The following is a 20,674-nucleotide window of genomic DNA, read 5'->3' on the forward strand; positions in this document are numbered from 1 at the left end:
AATTTATATCTAATTAATTAGATTTTCACATAGTGCATTTTGTGCTGCACTTCCAGCTGTTGTACTACATGTAAACCTACCATTTGCTACAGTATACGTGAAAGTAAGTGTTACTCCGTTAATGGTAATAGTATATGTATCTGTTGTTCCAGCGTTAACTATGCCTTGAGCCCAATCACCAGCAGATACACCATACATTAAAAGTGTTCTGTTTGCATCACTACCAGTAAAAAGGTTATCTCCTGCTACACCCGTACTAAGTCTAGGCATATATGTACTAACGCCTCTTATTAACTGAGTTTGTCTCTCACTAACAATAGCAGAACGAATAGAAGCAATATCTGAACGGCCCTTAGCTATTTCTGCATCTGTACGAGTTGCCGCAAATCTAGGAATAGCAATGGCTGCCAAAATACCTAAAATCACAATAACAAATACCATTTCTATCATTGTAAAAGCGTTTTTTGATTTTTGCATGAAGAACTCCTTGTAAAAAAAGGTTTAGATTATTTAGTTTACTATATTAACATTATTTAGATTATTTTAGTTTAAAGTTTTATGTTTATGATTTTTAAATGAAAGAAGATTCTATTATATGCGTTCCATCTCGGGAGAGATGGAACGAGAAGGAAGAAAAGTAACTATTTAGTAAGCTACACCAACACCACCAAAGGCATGTACTTTTGCTGTACCATCAGCAGCACAAACATTATTTTTTAATGCTGCTGCTTTAGCACCAACACATACTGGATCTGTTCCGCCAGCAAGAGCTGTTACTGAAACATTTCCATCTGTTGTTGCTGATATACTGAAACAACTTTTTGCAGCTGTAGTACCGTCATTAAGGTAAACTGCTGTTCCTGTCGCCCATGCTCCAGATGCAGTACCACCTGCAGCAGTAGTATCAAGACGAACATTAGTCATATCCGACCAATTTGCTCCAGTAAAAGTACCCTTTGATGTATAGTAGGCACCAATATCACTCACAGCAGTAGCAATGTTTGAAGCTACTTTAGACACACCAGCATCTGTACGTGTAGCAGCAAGCTTTGGAATAGCTACAGCAGCTAAAATACCTAAAATAACGATAACAAAGATCAATTCGATCATAGTAAAACCAGCTCTTTTCATAAGAACTCCTTTGAATTAAAAAAATGGGCTACTCTAGTAACCGTGGAACAATTATCCGCCAGATAGCATTAATTCTTGCTTAAAGTAAACTATTTTGTTGTTATTATCTATTTTGTTATAAAAAATTAACAAATATAAAATAACTATAGTATTTTGGAACTAAAATTGCTTACTTCCTTTAAAATAAAGGAGTAGTTATGAGCGTAGAAATTTCTCGTACACATGGATTGATCTCAGATGCACTTGATTACAGAGCTATGAGACAAGATATGATATCTTCAAACATCGCAAATGCTGATACTCCTTTTTATAGACCAAGAGATATAAGTTTTGCTGATGCTTTAGCTGCAAAGAAAGCTGACATCTTAAACGAAGGCAGTGATAAACTAGCACTGGCTCAAACAAATGGTGCGCATATTCCTCTTCACAATGAAAAAGGCAACTATAAGCCTACGACATTTTACAGAGATGGACATATGGCAAGAAATGATGGCAATAGTGTTGACTTAGATGTTGAAACAACTGAGATGAGTAAAAACTCGGTAATGTTCAACGCCTTAATTCAAGCAAATAAAAAAGATAGCATGATCTTCAAAAGTGTTATCGACGCATCATCAAAAGTAAGTTAAGGATAAACAATGTCATTTTTAAGCAGTTTTGATATTAGCGGTTACGGACTAAGTGCTCAGCGTGTTCGTGTAAATACAATCTCTCAAAATATCGCAAATGCACAGACAACAAGAACTGAAGAGGGTGGACCATACAGAAGAAAAGAGGTAGTTTTCAAAGCTATTGATTTTAATGAACAGTTCAATAAAGCTATAGGGAAGATGACAGATAGTGCTAAATTTGAAGATCCTTTAAATGAAGGTGATTTTGGTAAAAAAGTGAATCCTGCTATAATGAGTGTAATAGTCGATAAAATCTCTAGAGATGACAGTGAACCTAAGATGAAATTTGACCCGTCACATCCGGATGCAGATGCAAATGGGTATGTCGCGTATCCAAATATTAATCCTGTTATAGAAATGGCCGATTTAGTAGAAGCGACTCGTTCTTATCAAGCAAATGTAGCTGCATTTGAGAGTTCGAAAAATATGGCAAACTCTGCAATTTCGTTATTGCAGTAAAAGAAGGATAGATTGTGAGTGAATTTGGAAAGATTAACGGCTTATCAGGAACATCGACAGCCGAACTTTTAAAACAAAAGAATAAGATTGACGGTGCTGGTGGTGAAGCTTTTGCCGATCATCTTAAATCTGCACTAAATGAAGTAAATGATCTTCAAGAAATAAGTGAAAAAGCTATTGGTGATATGGCTACAGGTCAGGTAAAAGACCTGCACCAAGCAGCTCTTGCAATAGGAAAAGCTGAAACAAGCATGAAACTAATGCTTGAGATTAGAAACAAAGCTCTAAATGCCTATAAAGAGCTAGGAAGAACACAACTGTAATTAGTCCTTAAAAGGAACTCTTCAATTTGACCACTCTGGTCAATGAGCTTTAGCTTTTTCAAAGCTAAGAATCTACAACTCTTATGATATAATCTACATAAAAAAGTAACTAATTTGAATAACCAAAATAAAAGTAAAAAAATATTTCTTCTATATACACTTATCAGCATTGGTTTTTTAATCTTTTTAAGTGTAATGCTGCTAACAGTATTAAAATCTCGCCACCTTCCATCTCTTTACACTGAAGAATCTTCTAAAGCACAAAGAGGCTCAATAATAAGTGCTGACGGATTTCATATTGCAACAACAAAAAAGCTATACAAAGCAGTTGTGAACACTCACTATATAGACCCGCAAAAGATGGAACTATTTGTTGAACTTTTTAGCATCTACTCTGGAATTAGTTTAAAAGAGATCAAAAAAAGACTCGGGAAAAGAAAAGGTGTTGTTGTTCTAAGCTACAACATTCCTGAAAAAAGAGCACAGTACTTAAAAAAACTTGCCTTTGAACTCAGGCGTTACAAAGTGTTTGTTGAGAGAAAAAATCCACGAACAGGACAATCTACCCTTCATGGATTAAGTATAATTGAAAGTGGAGAGAGCAGAGAATACCCTTATGGAGATCTTTTAACACCTATAATTGGTTATCCGCATAAACTAGAAGATGATGGCTACACATATATAAAAGGTGTAAAAGGTCTTGAAAAAAGGTTTGAAGAAGCTCTAGCTGCGAGGCAAAATGAAATTAGCCAAGGCAAAAGAGATGTAAACGGATACATCATATTAAATAAAGAAAGTTTCTCAAAACCGTATATTAACGGCCTTAATATAAAACTTAATATTCCTGTCGGATTGCAAAAAAGAGTAGAGAAGATGCTTGACTCAATGAAAGGTGAATTAGAAGCCAATCAAATCATCTGTGCAATTATGAACTCTAAAAATGGTAAAGTAATTACTATGGCTAGCTCAAACAGATTTATGCCAAAGAACATTCAAAAAAGTGACTACCCATCTTTAAACAGTGCAATGACAGAATATAGTTTTGAACCTGGAAGTGTTATTAAAACAATCACGTTTGCCATACTTTTGGACAAAGGCCTTGTAAACCCTTATGATTTAGTTAATGGACATAATGGTCGCTTTCAAATAGGAAGAAAAATTATAACTGATGAGCATAAATATGATTGGCTTAGTGCAGAAAATGTAATAGTGCACTCATCAAACGTGGGCATTGCTCAACTAGCTCAAAAACTAAGTGGTTTAGAATTCTATGATGGTCTTAAAAGTTTTGGTTTTGGTCAATCTTCTACACCTGATTTGATGTATGAAAAAGAAGGTTCAGTCCCAAGTAGTACAAGACTAAGCAATGAAATATATAAAGCAACATGTTCATATGGTTACGGGATGCAAGCAAACCTTATGCAGCTTATTCGTGCTTATAGTGCTTTTAATAATAACGGCAGAATAATAACTCCAAAAATAGTGAGTAACTTTATAGATGCAAGAGGAAATAACATACCAATAGAAAACGGAGAACAGGTTCAAGTAATAAAGAGTTCTACGGCTAATAGAATAAAAAAAATACTTATTAAAACCGTAAATGAAGGAACAGGGACAAAGACAAAAACAGATGGCTTAATCATTGGTGGGAAAACTGGAACAGCACATAAGGTTGAAAAAGGACAATATGTAAACAAATACAATACAGCCTTTTTAGGTTTTGCGAACGATCAAGAAAGCAAATATACTATTGGTGTAATTGTAATTGAGCCTAAGAGTAGTCAGTTCGCTGCTCAAACTGCTGTACCTGTTTACAAAAAAATTATTGACATAATGGTTGAAGAGGGGTATCTAAAGCCAAATATTGTCAAGTAATCTAGTATTACCAACTTTTGCTTCTACTAAGATCACTGTATTTCCTATCTCGACTTCTTTTATTATCTCAAAATCACGGTTAAGTATTTCTACATAAGAAATTTCTAATGGGGAAAGTATCTCTCTCATCTTTTTTATAATCTCCTTAACATCCACTATTCCTGAAGAAAGCATCTTTGCAGCTATGTGAAGTGATGATGAAATCTTTAGTGCCTCTTTTCTCTCTTCTTTTGATAGATATACGTTCCTGCTGCTAAGTGCCAGACCGTCATTCTCTCTAACAGTATCTACTGCAACAATTTCAACACTCATAAAGAACTGTTTAACCATTAAGCTTATAAGGTTTAACTGCTGTGCATCTTTTTTTCCAAAGTAAGCTTTTGTTGGGTTCACAATATTTAAAAGTTTCATCACCACTGTTAAAACGCCGTTAAAATGTGACGGACGGCTAGTTCCTTCTAAAACAAATCCACGAACATTAGGTGCTAAAATACTAACTTCATCACTGTCATATATATCTGTTGCATTTGGAAAAAATAGAATATCTACACCACTCAGCTCACAGATTTTTTTATCTGCCTCATCTTTTCTCGGATATTTATCTAAATCCTCGCCTTTTAAAAACTGCGTTGGATTGACAAATATTGAAACTATCACAATTTCATTGGCTTTTCTTGCCTCTTTTATAAGAGTAATATGCCCTTCATGCAGAGCACCCATAGTTGGAACAAAACCGACACTTCGATTTCCTTGAAAACCAACTGTTTTGTCATAATTTTTTAAATACTCTTTTAACTCTAATGGAGTAGAAATAATCTTCATTTTAAGCCTCAATTTAATATAATCGCATTATATAACAAATAGGTTTATTTATGGACAACTACGAATACACAGAACTCTTAAAAAATTTAAATTTAAAAATGAACAACATTACTGGTGTTGTAGAACCTGATAAACTAACAAGCAGACTAGAAGAGATAGAAGAACTGGAAAACGATCAGGACTTTTGGAACGATGCTGATAATGCCGCAAAAATTCAAAAAGAAAAAACACAACTTCAAAGAAAACTAGATAAATATTCAATTGCAAAAGATGCTATCACAGATGCTCTGGAGCTTTATGAGATGGCTAAAGAAGAAAACGATGAAGACTCAATAGAGTTGTGCTTCAGCGATGCTAGTGACTTAGAACAACTTATCCTTAACATGGAAGTAGAAGTCCTCTTAAGCGGTGAAACTGACTCTAACAACGCTATTTTATCCATTCATCCTGGTGCTGGCGGAACAGAGTCACAAGACTGGGCTGAGATGCTACTTCGTATGTATAAAAGATGGGCTGAGAGACATGGCTTTGGCGTAGAAGTTTTGGACTATCAAGTTGGTGATGAAGCTGGAATAAAAGATGCCTCCATACTGATTAAAGGTGAAAATGCATACGGATACTTAAAAGTAGAAAATGGGATACATAGACTTGTTCGTATCTCACCATTTGACTCAAACGCTAAACGACATACTTCTTTTAGTTCTGTAATGGTTTCACCAGAAATTGATGATGATATAAACATAGTCGTAGAGGACAAGGATATTCGTATTGACACTTATCGCGCAAGCGGTGCAGGTGGGCAACATGTAAATAAAACAGAATCAGCTATACGAATAACTCATATAGCAACTAATGTTATTGTCCAGTGTCAAAATGACAGATCTCAACACAAGAATAAAGCAACCGCAATGAAGATGCTAAGATCTCGCCTTTATGAATTGGAATTAGCAGCTCAAAAAGCTGAAATTGCAGGTATCGCAAAGAGTGAGATAGGTTGGGGACACCAAATTCGATCGTATGTTATGCAGCCATATCAGCAGGTTAAAGATACAAGAAGTAATGAAGCCTATTCAAATGTATCTGGCATCTTAGATGGAGATATAGACAAAATGATTGAGGGAGTTTTAATCGCTCAAAACAAGCAGAGCACTATTAGATAGTAAATATTTCTTTAAAAAATAAAGCCTAATTCGCTGGCTCATTTTTTCTTACAAAACTATATCCTAAAAATCCAACACCTAAAATCATAGCTATTATAGTCAAATATCGCATCTGTTTAGCCTGAGTGTCCTTAAACTCTTCAAGGAATTTAGATGTATCTTTCTTTTGAGGTTTTTTTGAGCTACTTCCGCTTCCACCTGCTACTTTAGCTTCCATTCTAGCTATATTTGCAGCAGCAATTTCATTTTGAGTAAATCCTTCTTTTGGTGTAACCCAAAAATGTACGACAAAACCAATTAGAAGCATTAAAACACCTGCGATTCTAAGTATCAATATTTTATTTTTTTCAAAAAATTCCAAAGTTCACCTTTTAGTTTACCAATTATAGTGCAAATTATGTCAAAATCACAATATGAATCTACTTAAAGAATTTTCACTTGATGATAAATGCTCATATCTTGACAATACACAACAGACAACTCATTATAAAGTAATTGATGATTGCGATGCTCTACAATGCCAAGAACTGATAGAGAGAGGGTATAGAAGATTTGGCAAAATGTTCTTTAGACCAATTTGTGCAAATTGTAATGAATGTAAAAGTATCAAAATAGATGTAAGCAATTTTAAATTTTCCAAATCTCACAGAAGAGTTCTTAAAAAAGCAGAGTTTATAAAGAGCTACATACAAATACCAACTATGACGCAGGCTCATTTAGCTTTATTTGAGAAGTACCATCTTTATATGAAAGAAAAGAAAAATTGGGATCATAGCAAAACGAACCCACAGAGCTACTACAGTTCATTTGTAAACGGACATAACGGTTTTGGATACGAAGTACTATATTATCATGAAGACAAGCTGATAGCTGTAGACCTAATCGATATACTTGAAGATGGTATTTCATCTATATATTTCTATTATGATCCCGAGTATATGAAGTATGGATTAGGAAAACTGTCATTACTATTTCAAATAAAATTTGCTGAGTCTCAAAATAAAGAATGGATATATCTTGGTTACTATGTAAAAGATTGCTCATCACTTTCATACAAGGCTGACTACAAGCCATTTCTTACACTACAGGGAAGACCAACAGAAGATGAAGAGTTTAATTGGGTTTAGCTAACTCTTCTACCTGTTCTTTACGAATTTCACTCTTTTTTTTAATAAGTTCTTCTTCTAAAGTTTTTTGAATAGATTCTTGCTTTTCTTTATCTTTTTCACGTATACGTTTTATCTTAGCTTCTTGGATCTCTTTTATAGAAAGTCCATGTTTTTTGGATGAATCTTGCTTCTCTTTTAGCATCTCGTCTTCATCTAAATATTTTTGGATTACACCTGTTGCATTCATATCTGTACAATGTGCAAAATAATATTCTAATATTTCAGATTTATGTTTTGATGTATCCATAAGCCCAGAATTCACAGTTTTAAAGAACAGTTCATTATCTTGACTGATGAGTGATGATTTATAAGAATTAACAGTAGTTCTATGGAAGAAATCATTTGTTTTTGATAATTCTCTAATAGTTTGTAAATACTTTTTTTTATCTATATTTTTATCACCAGCTTCTATTGCATACCCTAAATCTTTGGCTTTATAAACTTCTTTAACATATGAATCTATTTTTTTCTCATACTGAGAGAATTCAGGCATATCTTTTAACTTTTCAATATTATCTACATTGTTATATATTACATCACCTAGCGCAGAGTATACCTTAGGATTTTGTGCCATTAAAAATGTTGCTAAAAGAGCTAAAATAACTAATTTAATCATAAAATATCCATAAAATTTATTTTTTCGTATTATATCAGAATAATAATGATAGAATTATCACATGATTGATATATTAAAAAAAGAATTGACTATATACACCGCTTTGCTCACGCTGCTGATTTTTCTTATGCATCCAGATATGCTAAGTGATCCAACTGTTAGACTTGGACTTATGCAAGATAAGGCTAACTATGTACATCCGCTACTGTATACGTTTTTTGTATACTTAATACTCTTTTTTCTAAGAGCTGTTTCTGGTTTTATTGCTAAGTTATTTGAGAAAAAATAAAAGGTAAGTTTAAATAAGTTCAACACTTCCAAAAGGAAGTGTTGAGGGAGAAAAAGTAATATTAACCGTTTCTCTTTTTCTGAATCTCTTCAGATACATTTTTAGGAACTTCTTCGTAGTGATCAAATTCCATTGAATATGTAGCACGTCCTTGAGTTGCAGAACGAAGGTCAGTTGAATAACCAAACATCTCAGCAAGTGGAACAAATGCGTCAACAATCTTGTTACCTGAGCGGTCACTCATATTGCTAATTTGACCACGACGACGATTAAGGTCACCGATAACGTCACCCATGTAATCTTCAGGAACTTCAACTTCAACTTTCATAAGTGGCTCTAAGATTGATGGACGTGCTTTACGACAACCCTCTTTAAATGCCATAGAAGCAGCAAGTTTAAATGCCATTTCATTTGAATCAACATCATGGTATGAACCATCATAAAGTGTAATATCCATGTCTTCCATAGGGTAACCAGCAAGTACACCACTGCCCATAGTCTCAGCACAACCTTTTTCAACTGCAGGAATAAATTCTTTAGGAATTGCTCCACCTTTAATTTCGTTGTGGAATACAAAACCAGTTCCAGTTGCACCTGGTTTGATTGTAAGGTAAACATGACCGAATGCACCACGACCACCAGATTGTTTAGCATACTTGTATTCTTGATTAACTGTATCTTTAATAGACTCACGGTAAGAAACCTGTGGAGCACCAACTTCAGCTTCAACAGAAAATTCTCTTTTCATTCTATCTACAAGAATTTCAAGGTGTAACTCACCCATTCCTGAAATAATAGTCTGACCAGTCTCTTCATCAGTATTAACTCTAAAAGATGGATCTTCAGCGGCAAGCTTACTTAGTGCAATACCCATTTTTTCTTGGTCAGCTTTAGTTCTTGGCTCAACAGCAACAGAGATAACTGGTTCAGGGAAATCCATTCTCTCAAGAACAACTTTCTCACCAACACATAAAGTATCACCCGTAGTAGTTACTTTCAAACCAACAACAGCACCAATTTCACCTGCGTAAATTGATTTAACTTCTTCACGCTTGATAGCATGCATTTTAACTATACGACCAACTCTCTCTTTCTTATCTTTAGTAGAGTTATGCACGAAAGAACCAGCATCTAATGAACCACGATAAACACGGATAAAAGTCAGTACTCCAACAAATGGATCTGTCATAATTTTGAATGCTAATGCTGCAAAATCACCCTCGTCTGTTGATGGAACTGCAACGTGTACTTCTTCATCATCCATCAAAGTACCCTCAATAGCTGCTGATTCCATTGGAGATGGTAAATAAGCAACAACAGCGTCAAGTAAAGTTTGAATACCTTTGTTCTTAAATGCTGTACCACAAGTCATTGGAACGATTGCCATACCAATTGTCGCTTTTTTGATTGCTGCAGCAATCTCTTCATTAGAAATTTCTTCACCTTCTAAGAATTTTTCAGCAAATTCATCATTACCATCAACTTCAGATATAGATTCAAGCATTTTTTCTCTATATTCGTCAGCTTTGTCTTGTAAAGAAGCAGGAATTTCTTCAACATGGTAGTTAGAACCCATAGCTGCATCTTTATCCCATACAATTGCTTTCATTAGAACAAGGTCTATAATACCGTCAAATTCAGCTTCTGCACCAATTGGTAGTTGAATTGGAACCGGATTACCTTTTAGTTTTTCACGAATTTGATTTTCAACTTCGTAAAAATCTGCACCTGTTCTATCCATTTTATTAACAAAAACAATTGAAGGAACTTTATAACGATTTCTTTGTCTCCAAACTGTTTCTGATTGAGGTTGAACACCACCAACAGCACAGAATACTGAAACAGCACCATCAAGTACACGCATAGAACGCTCAACTTCAATAGTGAAGTCAACGTGGCCCGGAGTATCAATAATATTTATCTGCTTGCCTTCCCACTCACAAGTTGTAGCAGCAGAAGTAATTGTAATACCACGCTCTTGCTCTTGCTCCATCCAGTCCATAGTAGCAGCACCATCATGAACCTCACCGATTTTATGCTCAACACCAGTATAAAATAAAATTCTTTCTGTTGCTGTAGTTTTACCAGCATCGATATGCGCAGCAATACCGATATTTCTTACATCATTTAATTTGTGACTTCTTGCCATTGTTAGTACCTTGTATAAATTAGTTGAGAGATTACCTCTTTTATAAATAAATTATATTTACTTATAAAAGAGGTTTTAAATCTATAATAAATGTTAACACAAAAGTTTGCAAGCAAACTTGAGCTTTGCTTAGTGAGCAAAACATGTGTTAACCTAGTAAAGGGAATTACTTCCCTTTGTGTGTAAAAAAAGTAGTGCTTACCAACGGTAATGAGCAAATGCTTTATTAGCTTCTGCCATTCTGTAAGTGTCTTCTTTTTTCTTGAATGCATTACCTTTATCAGATGATGCGTCCATTAATTCATTTGCTAATCTCTCAGCCATAGTTCTTTCATTTCTCTTACGAGCAGAATCAATTAACCATCTGATAGACAGTGATAGTTGACGTACCGGGCGTACTTCTACTGGAACTTGATAAGTAGCACCACCAACACGGCGACTTTTAACTTCGATAATAGGTTTAATATTTTCGATTGCTTCATTAAATGTGTCTATACCAGTTTTTTCACCACGAGAGCTAATAATATCCATTGCACTGTAAATGATTTTTTCTGCTGTAGATTTTTTACCATCAAACATAATTTTGTTAATAAATTTCGTTAAAACTTTGCTTCCATAAACTGGGTCAGGCATTATTTCACGAACGGGAGCTTTTCTTCTTCTCATTTTTGAATTTCCTTTTCTTCAATTCTTTCAAATTTACTCAAAATAAAGCCACTTAAAGCTTATCCTGTGCTAGCTTGATTTAATAAATTTTAAACTTCTAATTAGAAGTTATTTTACTTTTGGTCTTTTTGTTCCATATTTAGAACGAGCAACCGTACGGTTAGCAACACCAGCAGTATCTAACGCACCACGAACGATATGGTACTTAACACCCGGTAAATCTTTAATACGACCACCACGAACAAGAACGATTGAGTGTTCTTGAAGATTATGACCCTCACCACCGATATAAGAAATAACTTCGAAACCTGAAGTTAATCTAACTTTTGCAACTTTTCTTAAAGCCGAGTTAGGTTTTTTTGGTGTAGTTGTGTAAACACGAGTACATACACCACGACGCTGTGGACAAGATACAAGAGCAGGTGATTTAGATTTCTTAACCACACGTTTACGCTCATTACGTATCAATTGATTGATTGTAGGCATACAATTCCTTTACTTTATTTTTCCAGTAGAATTTAACTCTCCAATTTTTTGGGAGTTATAGACGCGTAATATTATACAAAAAGTGATTAAAGTTAGCTTATTTTAAGTGTGGATTAATATTTGTAGTAGGAAATGAGAATAAATGCTCCTACGCAAAAGCGTAGGAGTAGGAAATGAGAATTAAACTATCTAACTTCTTCATTATGGAAAACAATTTCTTGATCTTTATATATACCAGTTCCAACAGGAATAGTACGACCAATAATTACGTTTTCTTTAAGATCATTAAGATCATCTACCTTAGCTGATACTGCTGCTTCAGTAAGAACTTTAGTTGTATCTTGGAATGATGCAGCTGAGATAATACTATCAGCAGCGACAGCAGCTCTTGTAATACCAACCAAGAACGGCTCAGCAATCGCTGGACGACCACCAAGACGAGTGATTTTTTCATTTTCGGCTTTAAATTTAGCTTTTGAAATCAAGTCACCTTGAATAAACTTAGTATCACCAGATTTTACAATTTTAATTTGTCTTAGCATCTGAGTAAATATAACTTCAATATGTTTATCAGAGATATTAACACCTTGAGAACGATAAACTTGTTGAACTTCACTAACTAGGTAATTATAAAGTGCTTTAACACCCATAATACGAAGTAACTCGTGTGAAGAAATAATACCAGTAGTAAGTCTCTCACCAGCGTGGACAAAGTCACCTACTGCAACAACAGCAACATGAGATTTATCTACAAAATACTCTTTTATAATTCCATTCTCAGATGCAATAATAATACGTATTTTGCCACGTAATGGCTTACCGAAGCTTACTGTACCATCAATCTCAGAAATAAGTGCAGTTGCTTTTGGACGACGACCTTCAAAAAGTTCAGATACTCTTGGAAGACCCCCAGTAATATCGCTTGATTTTTGAAGTGCTTTTGGTGTTTTAGCAATTATATCTGCTACTTTAACAGTTGCGCCATTTTCAACAAATAGAGATGACTTAGCATCAATTGCATATCTTAATAATTCACCATCTTCTGTAGCAAGTACAATTGTTGGCTTGTATTCAGCTGAGATGTGGTCGTTAATCATAAGACGTGTTTTACCAGTTAACTCATCAAGTTGCTCTGTTGCTGTCGTTCCTACTATGATATCTTCATATTTAACTACACCATTCGCTTCTGTGATAACTGGATTAGAATATGGATCCCATTCTGCAATCACAGTTGACTCGTCATTTTTAGGTTTAGCTATAAGAGTTTTTGCACTTACACTAGCATCATCTTCAGTCACAATAACAGAACCACGTGCTATATAGTGTCTAATTGCTTCACGGTGATTAGAATCAACTACAGTAGCAAATAAACCTTTTTCAACTACTTCATATCCAGCAGTTAAGCCTTCAAATCTCTCTAAATAGTCACCTTTAAGTAAGAAATACTTAACAGTACCCTCTTCTTTTGCTAAGATTTTTTGAGTTACAGGAGCACCATTATTAACTAAAATCTCAGATGCATATGGGATACGACTTGGTACATTCCAACCATCTTTAATTGTTTCAACAATTGACTCGTCTTCAGCAACTAAACTTCCACTTTCATATGGGAAATAATATTTACCTTCAATTTGTCCAGCAACACCAGCCAACTCATTTGGTTTAGCTATTTCATTTTTACGAAGAGCATAACGAACAGTATCTTTATCAGATGTTACACTGATTAAAACTTCATCGTGAATTGTTTGAATCTCAACACGACCTGCGAATGGAGCTTTAATTTTAGGTTCAACTAAAAGTACTGCAGCATTTCTTCTGTTAGCAACAATATTTTTACCCTCTTTTGAAGCGTAAGTTTTAAGGTTATAATAACGGATGAAACCTTCTTTTTCTGCAACAACTTGGCGCTCTTGCGCAGTTGAACTTGCAGTTCCACCAACGTGGAAAGTACGAAGCGTAAGCTGTGTACCAGGCTCACCAATTGATTGTGCAGCAATTATACCAACTGCTTCACCAGTACGAACAATATAACCAGTAGCAAGGTTAACACCGTAACATAGAGCACATATTCCATTTTCACTTTTACAAGTTGTTGGAGTTCTAATATGTGCAGTTTTTATTCCTGCCTCGTGAATAACTTTAGCACTAACTTCATCAAGAAGAGTGCCCTCAGCAAATAAAATCTCATTAGAAATTGGGTCAATAACATCATCAGCTAAGACTCTACCATTAAGTCTGTCTTCTAAAGACTCAATTAGAGTATTCTGATCAGAAATATCTGAAATCTCAATACCTTCGTGCGTATGACAGTCATGCTCAACAATCTTAACATTTTGAGCAACATCAACAAGCTTACGAGTCAAATATCCAGCATTTGCTGTTTTAAGTGCTGTATCGGCAAGACCTTTTCTAGCACCGTGAGTTGAAATAAAGTACTCAATTACATTAAGTCCCTCTTTAAAGTTTGAAACAATTGGTGTTTCAATAATCTCACCACTTGGTTTAGCCATAAGACCACGCATACCAGCTAACTGGCGAATCTGTGCTGCAGAACCACGAGCACCAGAGTCAGCCATCATGTGAATCGAGTTAAAGCCATCTTTGTCAGTTTGAACAAGCTCCATCATCTGTGATGCTAGAGTATTATTAGTATCTGTCCAAACATCAATGATTTTATTATATCTTTCTTGTTCAGTTAAAAGACCTGCTTCATACTGCTTTTGAATCTCGATAACTCTATTCTTAGAATCAATTATTTTAGCTGGTTTTGTTTCAGGAATAATGATGTCAGCTATAGATATAGATACACCAGATTCTGTTGCATGCTTAAAACCTAAATCTTTAAGACGATCAAGAAACGATGCTGTAAGTCCAATACCACCATGTTTTTGAACATAATCAACTACTTCATTGATATACTTTTTCTTCATAACTCTGTTCCAAAGCTCAGCAGGAACGAAGTCTGGTAATATTGCTTTAAGAAGCATACGGCCTGCAGTAGTGTGAAGAATTCTACCATCAATTCTTGTTCTAACTTTTGCATGTAAATCAAGTGCATCATGCTCAATAGCAATTCTTACTTCATCAACATTTGCAAAAAGTTTATTAGAACCCTTAACACCATTTTTCTCTAAAGTAATATAGTATAAACCTAAAACCATATCCTGTGAAGGTGTAGCGATAGCCTTACCTGATGCAGGAAGCATAATATTCATAGAAGCAAGCATCAGTACTTTACATTCAGCAATTGCAGCTGAAGATAAAGGTACGTGTACAGCCATTTGATCCCCATCGAAATCGGCATTGAACGCCGCACAAACTAATGGATGAAGCTGTATAGCTTTACCATCAATTAGTTTAGGGTGAAATGCTTGAATTGAAAGCTTGTGAAGTGTTGGTGCACGGTTAAGCATAACCGGGTAACCATCAACTATCTCAGCTAGACATTCCCAAACTTCGTTTGTTTTGTCTTCAATCATTTTCTTAGCAGCTTTAACTGTTGTTGCATAACCTTTATCTTCAAGTTTAGCAATCAAATGCGGCTTAAATAGTTCAAGAGCCATTTTCTTAGGAAGTCCACACTGATCCATACGTAAGTTTGGTCCAACAACAATTACAGAACGTCCAGAGAAATCAACACGCTTACCAAGTAAGTTTTGACGGAAACGACCCTGCTTACCTTTAATAATTTCACTTAATGATTTAAGTGGACGCTTATTAGCACCTTTTACAGCATTAGCACGGCGACCATTATCAAATAATGCATCTACAGACTCTTGAAGCATACGTTTTTCATTACGAACAATAATCTCAGGAGCTTCTAGTTCTACTAGGCGCTTAAGTCTTTGATTGCGGTTAATTACACGACGGTAAAGATCATTTACATCTGAAACTGCAAATTTTCCGCCATCAAGAGAAACAAGAGGTCTTAAATCTGGTGGCAGGACTGGTAAAACAGTTAGCATCATCCACGCAGGATTATTACCAGAGTTTAAGAAAGACTCAATAACCTTAAGTCTTTTTGCAATTGTTTTTCTTTTTGCTTCAGATTTCGTAAGTTCTATATCTTCTTTAAGTTGAGTAAATAAATCAACTAAATCTATAGAATCTAGTAAATCACGAACAACTTCACCACCCATACGAGCTTTAAAGCCTAATTCACCAAATCTTTGAACTAAAGTACGGTACTGTTCTTCATTTAAAACATCATATTTTAAAACTGGTGTTTTAGCTTCTGCATCATAGTATGATTCTCCACCAGACTCAACAATGTATGCTTCATAATAAAGTACACGTTCTAAATCTTTCATTTTGATACCAAGAAGAGTACCAATTCTTGAAGGCAACGAGCTAACATACCAGATGTGTGCAACAGGAGTTACAAGTTCGATGTGACCCATACGGTTACGACGAACTTTAGTGCTTGTTACTTCAACACCACATTTCTCACATACAACACCTTTATAACGCATCTTTTTATATTTACCACAAAGACACTCATAGTCTCTTACAGGTCCAAAAATTTTCGCACAAAATAGTCCATCACGTTCAGGTTTAAGAGTACGATAGTTAATAGTTTCTGGCTTCTTTACTTCACCATGACTCCAAGACATCACCTTTTCAGGAGAAGCTAAACGAAATTGTATTTGCTTAATATCTTTTGGTCTATTATCTTCTGTTACTTGTATAGGTACTAATTTACTCATCGTCTTTAACCTCGTCAAAAATCTCTACATCAAGAGCCAGTGCTTGAAGCTCTTTTGTTAATACAAATAGTGTTTCAGGAATACCAGAAGCTGGGATTAACTCACCTTTTGTAATTGCTTTATAAGCACGAACACGGCCATCTACATCATCTGATTTAATAGTTAGCATCTCTTTTAGAACTGCAGAAGCACCATAAGCTTCTAGAGCCCAAACTTCCATCTCACCAAATCTTTGTCCACCGAATAGTGCTTTACCACCAACCGGCTGTTGAGTAACTAAAGAGTATGGTCCAGTTGAACGAGCATGGATCTTCTCATCAACTAAGTGATGTAGTTTTAAGATATACATGTAACCAACGTTAACACGCTCTTTTATCTTCTCACCTGTCATACCGTTATAAAGCACAGTTTTACCGTCTGCATCCATTTTTGCTAATTTAAATAATTTATCAAATTCTTCTGCATTTACACCTTCAAATATTGGTGTTGCAAATCTGATACCATTTGACCAGTCACGAGCATAATGTAAGAATTTCTCATCACTCATAGCCCCAATTACTTCTACTGCATTCATCATTTTTGCAACATCTGCAATTGCTATCATTTTAGAACGAAGATTATCTATGAAATCTTTTTGCTTAGTCTCGAACTGCTCTAAGATTTGGTTACCAAGTTCACGACCTGCCATACCTAAGTGCATCTCTAAGATTTGTCCAATATTCATACGAGATGGAACCCCTAGAGGATTCAGACATACATCAACGCTTCTTCCATCTTCCATATATGGCATGTCAACTTCAGGAACTATAATAGAAACAATACCTTTATTTCCGTGACGTCCAGCCATTTTATCACCAACTTTTAGTTGACGCTTAGTAGCAATATAAACTTTTACATACTTAACAACACCATTTGCTAGTATGTCATCTTTTTCTAAAATATTTAATTTTTCTTCGTGCTCATCACGGAAAAGTCTTTTCTCTTTTTGGAAGTAGTTTTTAGTTTTATTGTACTCATCTTGAATCTCTTCTGAGAATGATTTAACAATAGCATTCATCGCAAAACGGTTTACTTCTACTAAATCTGCACCATTGATAATATCTCCAGCTTTATACGCAGTATCGCCAATTTTAATATCATTTACTAATGCTTCTTTTGTTAAAAGTTTAGTAATGCGAAGCATCTCTTCTTTATCAATCATAAGAAGACGATCATAGTGCTCGCGCTCTAAGTAATCTCTCTCTTCTTTTTCAAGCTCAAGTGCACGAGGATCTTTGTCATAACCTTTTTTAGTAAAGATTTTAACATCAACAACTACACCTTCCATACTTGGAGGACAGTAAAGTGATTTATTGATAACGTGACCAGCTTTTTCACCAAAAATTGCACGAAGCAGACGTTCTTCTGGAGTTGGTTTAACTTCACCTTTAGGAGAAACTTTACCAACCAATATCATTCCACCATTAACTTGAGTACCGATTTTAACAATACCACTTTCATCAAGGTGAACTAACTCATCATCTCTAACATTTGGAATATCACGAGTAATCTCTTCTACACCATGTTTAAGTTCTCTAGCTTCAAGCTCTTTTTCGTAGATATGAACTGAAGTAAAAGCATCTTTACGAATCAGTCTCTCTGAGATTACAATAGCATCCTCAAAGTTATAACCATTCCAAGGCATGAAAGCAACCATAGCATTAACACCAAGTGCTAACTCACCTTGATCCATATTTGGACCATCAGCGATTACTTGTCCAGTTTTCACTAAATCACCAACATTAACTATTGGTTTTTGAGAAAAAGAAGTGTTTTGATTCGTACGTAAGTTCTTCTGTAATGGATAGTAATCTATATAGATTTCACCATCATCATCACCCATAACATAGATGTGTTTTCCATCTACTTTTTCAACTACGCCTGATCTTTTAGCTTTAATACATTCCCAAGAATCACGTGCAACAAGTTTTTCAACACCTGTTCCTACCATTGGAGACAAAGGTCTAAGCAGAGGTACTGCTTGACGTTGCATGTTTGATCCCATTAGTGCACGATTGGCATCATCATGCTCTAAGAACGGAATAAGTGAAGCTGCAACACCAACAACCATATGAGAGGAAAGGTCTGCGTATTGACATTCAACAGGTGGACGAAGTAAAATCTCACCATCTATTCTTGTTGTAACAAGAGTATCAATGAATTGCCCGTTATCATCAAGTTTATTTGATGCAGCAGCAATTTTAACGCCCTCTTCTTGAGTAGCTGTAAGGTAAACTATTTCATTAGTTACTTTACCGTCTTTCATAACTTTATATGGAGCTTCAATAAAACCATGCTCATTTACTTTTGAGTAAGTTGCAAGAGTATTGATAAGACCAATATTTTGACCCTCTGGAGTCTCAATTGGACATATTCTACCATAGTGAGTCTGGTGAACGTCACGCACTTCAAAACCAGCACGTTCCTTAACAAGACCACCTTCACCTAGAGCTGAAAGACGACGTTTATGTGTAACTTCAGATAGAGGATTTGTTTGATCCATAAACTGAGAAAGTTGTCCACCTGAAAAAAATTCCATAATAGTAGATGTAATCATTTTTGAGTTGATTAAATCATGTGGCATTAACTCAGCCATTGGCCCACTCATAGTAGATAATTTATCACGAATAGCTTTTTGCATTTTGATAAGGCCGTTATGTAACTCATTACCTAAAAGCTCACCGATAGAACGAATACGACGATTACCTAAGTGATCTCTATCATCAATATGACCTTGGCCATTTTTAACTTTAATTACATATTTAACAGAATTAATAACATCTTCATGAGTTAATACTGTTACATATTCAGGAATATTAAGTCCAAGCTTATGATTCATTTTCATACGACCAACTTTAGTTAAGTCATATCTCTCTGGATCAAAGAAAAGTTGATTAACAAAAACTTTTGCAGCCTCTTTAGTTACTGGTTCACCTGGTCTCATAACTTTGTAGATACGAATCGCAGCTAAATCATTTTCATCTTCAATATCTTCAGTTTGTTTAAGCAGTTTAAGTGAATCAGAATCTGCATTAAATGCATTAATAATAGAGCGATCAACACCTTCAGCTAAATCATTTGCAACTTTAAATTCACTAACACCTATTTCAGTCATCTTCTTAAGTTTAGTCTCATCAATATGAGTCATTGTGTCAAAAAGTATTTCACCTGTCTCAGGGTCAATTATTGGCTCAGCTAAATAACGATCAATAAGAGTTTCAAGAGGATACTCCACTGATTTCAATCCATCATCAATAAGTTTTTGTGCTTTTTTTACTGAAAGTCTTTTTCCAGCTGGCACATGAATTTTACCGTTTATATCAATTAAATCATATGTAAGTCTTGCAGCAAAATCGCTTGGATTGAAATCCATAGTAAATTTATTATCTTCAATACTTATAGTTTGAATAGGATAGAATAGTTTTAAAATATCTTGTTTAGAATATCCTAAAGCACGGAACATAATAGTTACAGGAACTTTACGACGTTTGTTAATTCTCATATAAAGGATATCTTTTGGATCATACTCAAAGTATAACCAAGATCCACGATCCGGAATGATTTGACCTGTATAAATCAGTTTATTTCCAGCTGTTGTTGACTCTTCTTCTTTAAAAATAACACCTGGTGATCTGTGAAGTTGATTAACAACAACGCGCTCTACACCATTAATAATAAATGAAGTTCTTTCTGTCATTAGTGGAATATCACGAACAAATATACTTTGCTCTTTTATATCTTTAACACCTAATTTTTCTTTAGTGTTCTCATCTCTGTCCCAAAGTACAAGACGTGTTTTCATTCTTAAGCTAACAGCATAAGTAAGGCCACGTTCCATACATTCTCTAACAGTATATTTAGGGTTTGCTACTTCGCTGCCAATATACTCAACAGTGAGTCTATTTTGAGTGTCATGAATAGGGAAAACTGATTGAAATACTGACTCAATACCACTAGCTGATCTATCTTTAGCATCTAGCATCAAAAAGTTGTCATATGAACTTTGTTGAAGTTGTAGTAAGTTTGGTACTTCTATCTGTTGAGGAGTTTTAGAGAAGTCTACACGAAGACGGTTTCCGGAGTATAAAGTGTTTAACATATGCTACCTCGATA

The 20,674-nt window shown here is 35.0% G+C and carries 17 protein-coding genes; 7 read left to right on the plus strand and 10 right to left on the minus strand.

Annotated elements, in window-relative coordinates:
* Positions 1-9 precede the first annotated feature (9 nt).
* Positions 10-477 (minus strand): pilin, encoded by a 468-nt coding sequence (locus tag SMGD1_RS04375; protein WP_008338766.1) that lies wholly within the window; start codon positions 475-477, stop codon positions 10-12.
* 168 nt (positions 478-645) lie between these two features.
* Entirely contained in the window at positions 646-1,131 is a 486-nt protein-coding gene (locus tag SMGD1_RS04380) for a type II secretion system protein (protein ID WP_008338812.1), read from the minus strand.
* Between the two features lie 197 nt (positions 1,132-1,328).
* Here SMGD1_RS04380 and flgB point away from each other — a divergent pair, with 197 nt between their 5' ends.
* From flgB to SMGD1_RS04400, 4 genes are all read left to right on the plus strand, one after another.
* A complete protein-coding gene (gene flgB, locus SMGD1_RS04385) occupies positions 1,329-1,760 on the plus strand; it encodes a flagellar basal body rod protein FlgB (protein ID WP_008339011.1) in 432 nt (143 codons plus the stop codon).
* Between the two features lie 9 nt (positions 1,761-1,769).
* Positions 1,770-2,261, plus strand: coding sequence for a flagellar basal body rod protein FlgC (gene flgC / locus SMGD1_RS04390; RefSeq protein WP_008338793.1), 492 nt, complete (start codon positions 1,770-1,772; stop codon positions 2,259-2,261).
* Between the two features lie 14 nt (positions 2,262-2,275).
* Positions 2,276-2,584 (plus strand): flagellar hook-basal body complex protein FliE, encoded by a 309-nt coding sequence (gene fliE, locus SMGD1_RS04395; protein ID WP_008339134.1) that lies wholly within the window; start codon positions 2,276-2,278, stop codon positions 2,582-2,584.
* A gap of 114 nt (positions 2,585-2,698) precedes the next feature.
* Complete coding sequence (locus tag SMGD1_RS04400) at positions 2,699-4,459, plus strand: peptidoglycan D,D-transpeptidase FtsI family protein (RefSeq protein ID WP_008338851.1); 1,761 nt, start codon at positions 2,699-2,701, stop codon at positions 4,457-4,459.
* On the opposite strand, the gene panC is transcribed toward SMGD1_RS04400, so the two are convergent.
* Positions 4,436-5,281, minus strand: a complete 846-nt coding sequence (panC, locus tag SMGD1_RS04405) for a pantoate--beta-alanine ligase (protein ID WP_008340757.1) — start codon at positions 5,279-5,281, stop codon at positions 4,436-4,438. The two genes, SMGD1_RS04400 and panC, sit on opposite strands and share 24 nt — an antisense overlap.
* Before the next feature lie 50 nt (positions 5,282-5,331).
* Here panC and prfB point away from each other — a divergent pair, with 50 nt between their 5' ends.
* Positions 5,332-6,441 carry a peptide chain release factor 2 gene (prfB, locus tag SMGD1_RS04410; protein WP_008338787.1) on the plus strand — a complete coding sequence of 370 codons (1,110 nt, stop codon included), beginning with the start codon at positions 5,332-5,334 and terminating at the stop codon, positions 6,439-6,441.
* A 25-nt stretch (positions 6,442-6,466) separates the two neighbouring features.
* On the opposite strand, the gene SMGD1_RS04415 is transcribed toward prfB, so the two are convergent.
* The gene (locus tag SMGD1_RS04415) at positions 6,467-6,802 is read right to left on the minus strand and encodes a hypothetical protein (protein ID WP_008339132.1); all 336 of its coding nucleotides are present in this window, start codon (positions 6,800-6,802) and stop codon (positions 6,467-6,469) included.
* Between the two features lie 52 nt (positions 6,803-6,854).
* Here SMGD1_RS04415 and SMGD1_RS04420 point away from each other — a divergent pair, with 52 nt between their 5' ends.
* Entirely contained in the window at positions 6,855-7,568 is a 714-nt protein-coding gene (locus SMGD1_RS04420) for an arginyltransferase (RefSeq protein WP_008338719.1), read from the plus strand.
* Here the strand turns inward: SMGD1_RS04420 and SMGD1_RS04425 are convergent.
* Positions 7,555-8,226 carry a hypothetical protein gene (locus tag SMGD1_RS04425; protein WP_008339055.1) on the minus strand — a complete coding sequence of 224 codons (672 nt, stop codon included), beginning with the start codon at positions 8,224-8,226 and terminating at the stop codon, positions 7,555-7,557. The genes SMGD1_RS04420 and SMGD1_RS04425 overlap by 14 nt on opposite strands.
* Before the next feature lie 61 nt (positions 8,227-8,287).
* On the opposite strand from SMGD1_RS04425, the gene SMGD1_RS04430 reads away from it, so the two are divergent.
* Complete coding sequence (locus tag SMGD1_RS04430; protein WP_039920215.1) at positions 8,288-8,515, plus strand: hypothetical protein; 228 nt, start codon at positions 8,288-8,290, stop codon at positions 8,513-8,515.
* Between the two features lie 61 nt (positions 8,516-8,576).
* On the opposite strand, the gene fusA is transcribed toward SMGD1_RS04430, so the two are convergent.
* The 5 genes from fusA to rpoB form a co-directional block, all read right to left on the minus strand.
* Positions 8,577-10,664 carry an elongation factor G gene (gene fusA / locus SMGD1_RS04435; RefSeq protein ID WP_008338850.1) on the minus strand — a complete coding sequence of 696 codons (2,088 nt, stop codon included), beginning with the start codon at positions 10,662-10,664 and terminating at the stop codon, positions 8,577-8,579.
* A 198-nt stretch (positions 10,665-10,862) separates the two neighbouring features.
* Positions 10,863-11,330 (minus strand): 30S ribosomal protein S7, encoded by a 468-nt coding sequence (gene rpsG, locus SMGD1_RS04440; RefSeq protein ID WP_008339153.1) that lies wholly within the window; start codon positions 11,328-11,330, stop codon positions 10,863-10,865.
* 108 nt (positions 11,331-11,438) lie between these two features.
* A complete protein-coding gene (gene rpsL, locus SMGD1_RS04445) occupies positions 11,439-11,816 on the minus strand; it encodes a 30S ribosomal protein S12 (RefSeq protein ID WP_008338735.1) in 378 nt (125 codons plus the stop codon).
* Between the two features lie 185 nt (positions 11,817-12,001).
* Positions 12,002-16,522, minus strand: a complete 4,521-nt coding sequence (rpoC, locus tag SMGD1_RS04450; protein WP_008339148.1) for a DNA-directed RNA polymerase subunit beta' — start codon at positions 16,520-16,522, stop codon at positions 12,002-12,004.
* Positions 16,515-20,660 carry a DNA-directed RNA polymerase subunit beta gene (gene rpoB / locus SMGD1_RS04455; RefSeq protein ID WP_008338971.1) on the minus strand — a complete coding sequence of 1,382 codons (4,146 nt, stop codon included), beginning with the start codon at positions 20,658-20,660 and terminating at the stop codon, positions 16,515-16,517. The genes rpoC and rpoB overlap by 8 nt, the downstream gene beginning before the upstream one ends.
* Between the last annotated feature and the right edge of the window lie 14 nt (positions 20,661-20,674).

Origin of the sequence: Sulfurimonas gotlandica GD1, assembly GCF_000242915.1 — a bacterium.
GTDB lineage: Bacteria > Campylobacterota > Campylobacteria > Campylobacterales > Sulfurimonadaceae > Sulfurimonas > Sulfurimonas gotlandica.

Bases quoted from the DNA above. Each gene is read 5' to 3' on its own strand.
- SMGD1_RS04375 (WP_008338766.1), bottom strand. From the start codon at position 477: ATGCAAAAATCAAAAAACGCTTTTACAATGATAGAAATGGTATTTGTT.
- SMGD1_RS04380 (WP_008338812.1), bottom strand. From the start codon at position 1,131: ATGAAAAGAGCTGGTTTTACTATGATCGAATTGATCTTTGTTATCGTT.
- flgB (WP_008339011.1), top strand. From the start codon at position 1,329: ATGAGCGTAGAAATTTCTCGTACACATGGATTGATCTCAGATGCACTT.
- flgC (WP_008338793.1), top strand. From the start codon at position 1,770: ATGTCATTTTTAAGCAGTTTTGATATTAGCGGTTACGGACTAAGTGCT.
- panC (WP_008340757.1), bottom strand. From the start codon at position 5,281: ATGAAGATTATTTCTACTCCATTAGAGTTAAAAGAGTATTTAAAAAAT.
- prfB (WP_008338787.1), top strand. From the start codon at position 5,332: ATGGACAACTACGAATACACAGAACTCTTAAAAAATTTAAATTTAAAA.
- SMGD1_RS04420 (WP_008338719.1), top strand. From the start codon at position 6,855: ATGAATCTACTTAAAGAATTTTCACTTGATGATAAATGCTCATATCTT.
- SMGD1_RS04425 (WP_008339055.1), bottom strand. From the start codon at position 8,226: ATGATTAAATTAGTTATTTTAGCTCTTTTAGCAACATTTTTAATGGCA.
- SMGD1_RS04430 (WP_039920215.1), top strand. From the start codon at position 8,288: ATGATTGATATATTAAAAAAAGAATTGACTATATACACCGCTTTGCTC.
- fusA (WP_008338850.1), bottom strand. From the start codon at position 10,664: ATGGCAAGAAGTCACAAATTAAATGATGTAAGAAATATCGGTATTGCT.
- rpsG (WP_008339153.1), bottom strand. From the start codon at position 11,330: ATGAGAAGAAGAAAAGCTCCCGTTCGTGAAATAATGCCTGACCCAGTT.
- rpsL (WP_008338735.1), bottom strand. From the start codon at position 11,816: ATGCCTACAATCAATCAATTGATACGTAATGAGCGTAAACGTGTGGTT.
- rpoC (WP_008339148.1), bottom strand. From the start codon at position 16,522: ATGAGTAAATTAGTACCTATACAAGTAACAGAAGATAATAGACCAAAA.
- rpoB (WP_008338971.1), bottom strand. From the start codon at position 20,660: ATGTTAAACACTTTATACTCCGGAAACCGTCTTCGTGTAGACTTCTCT.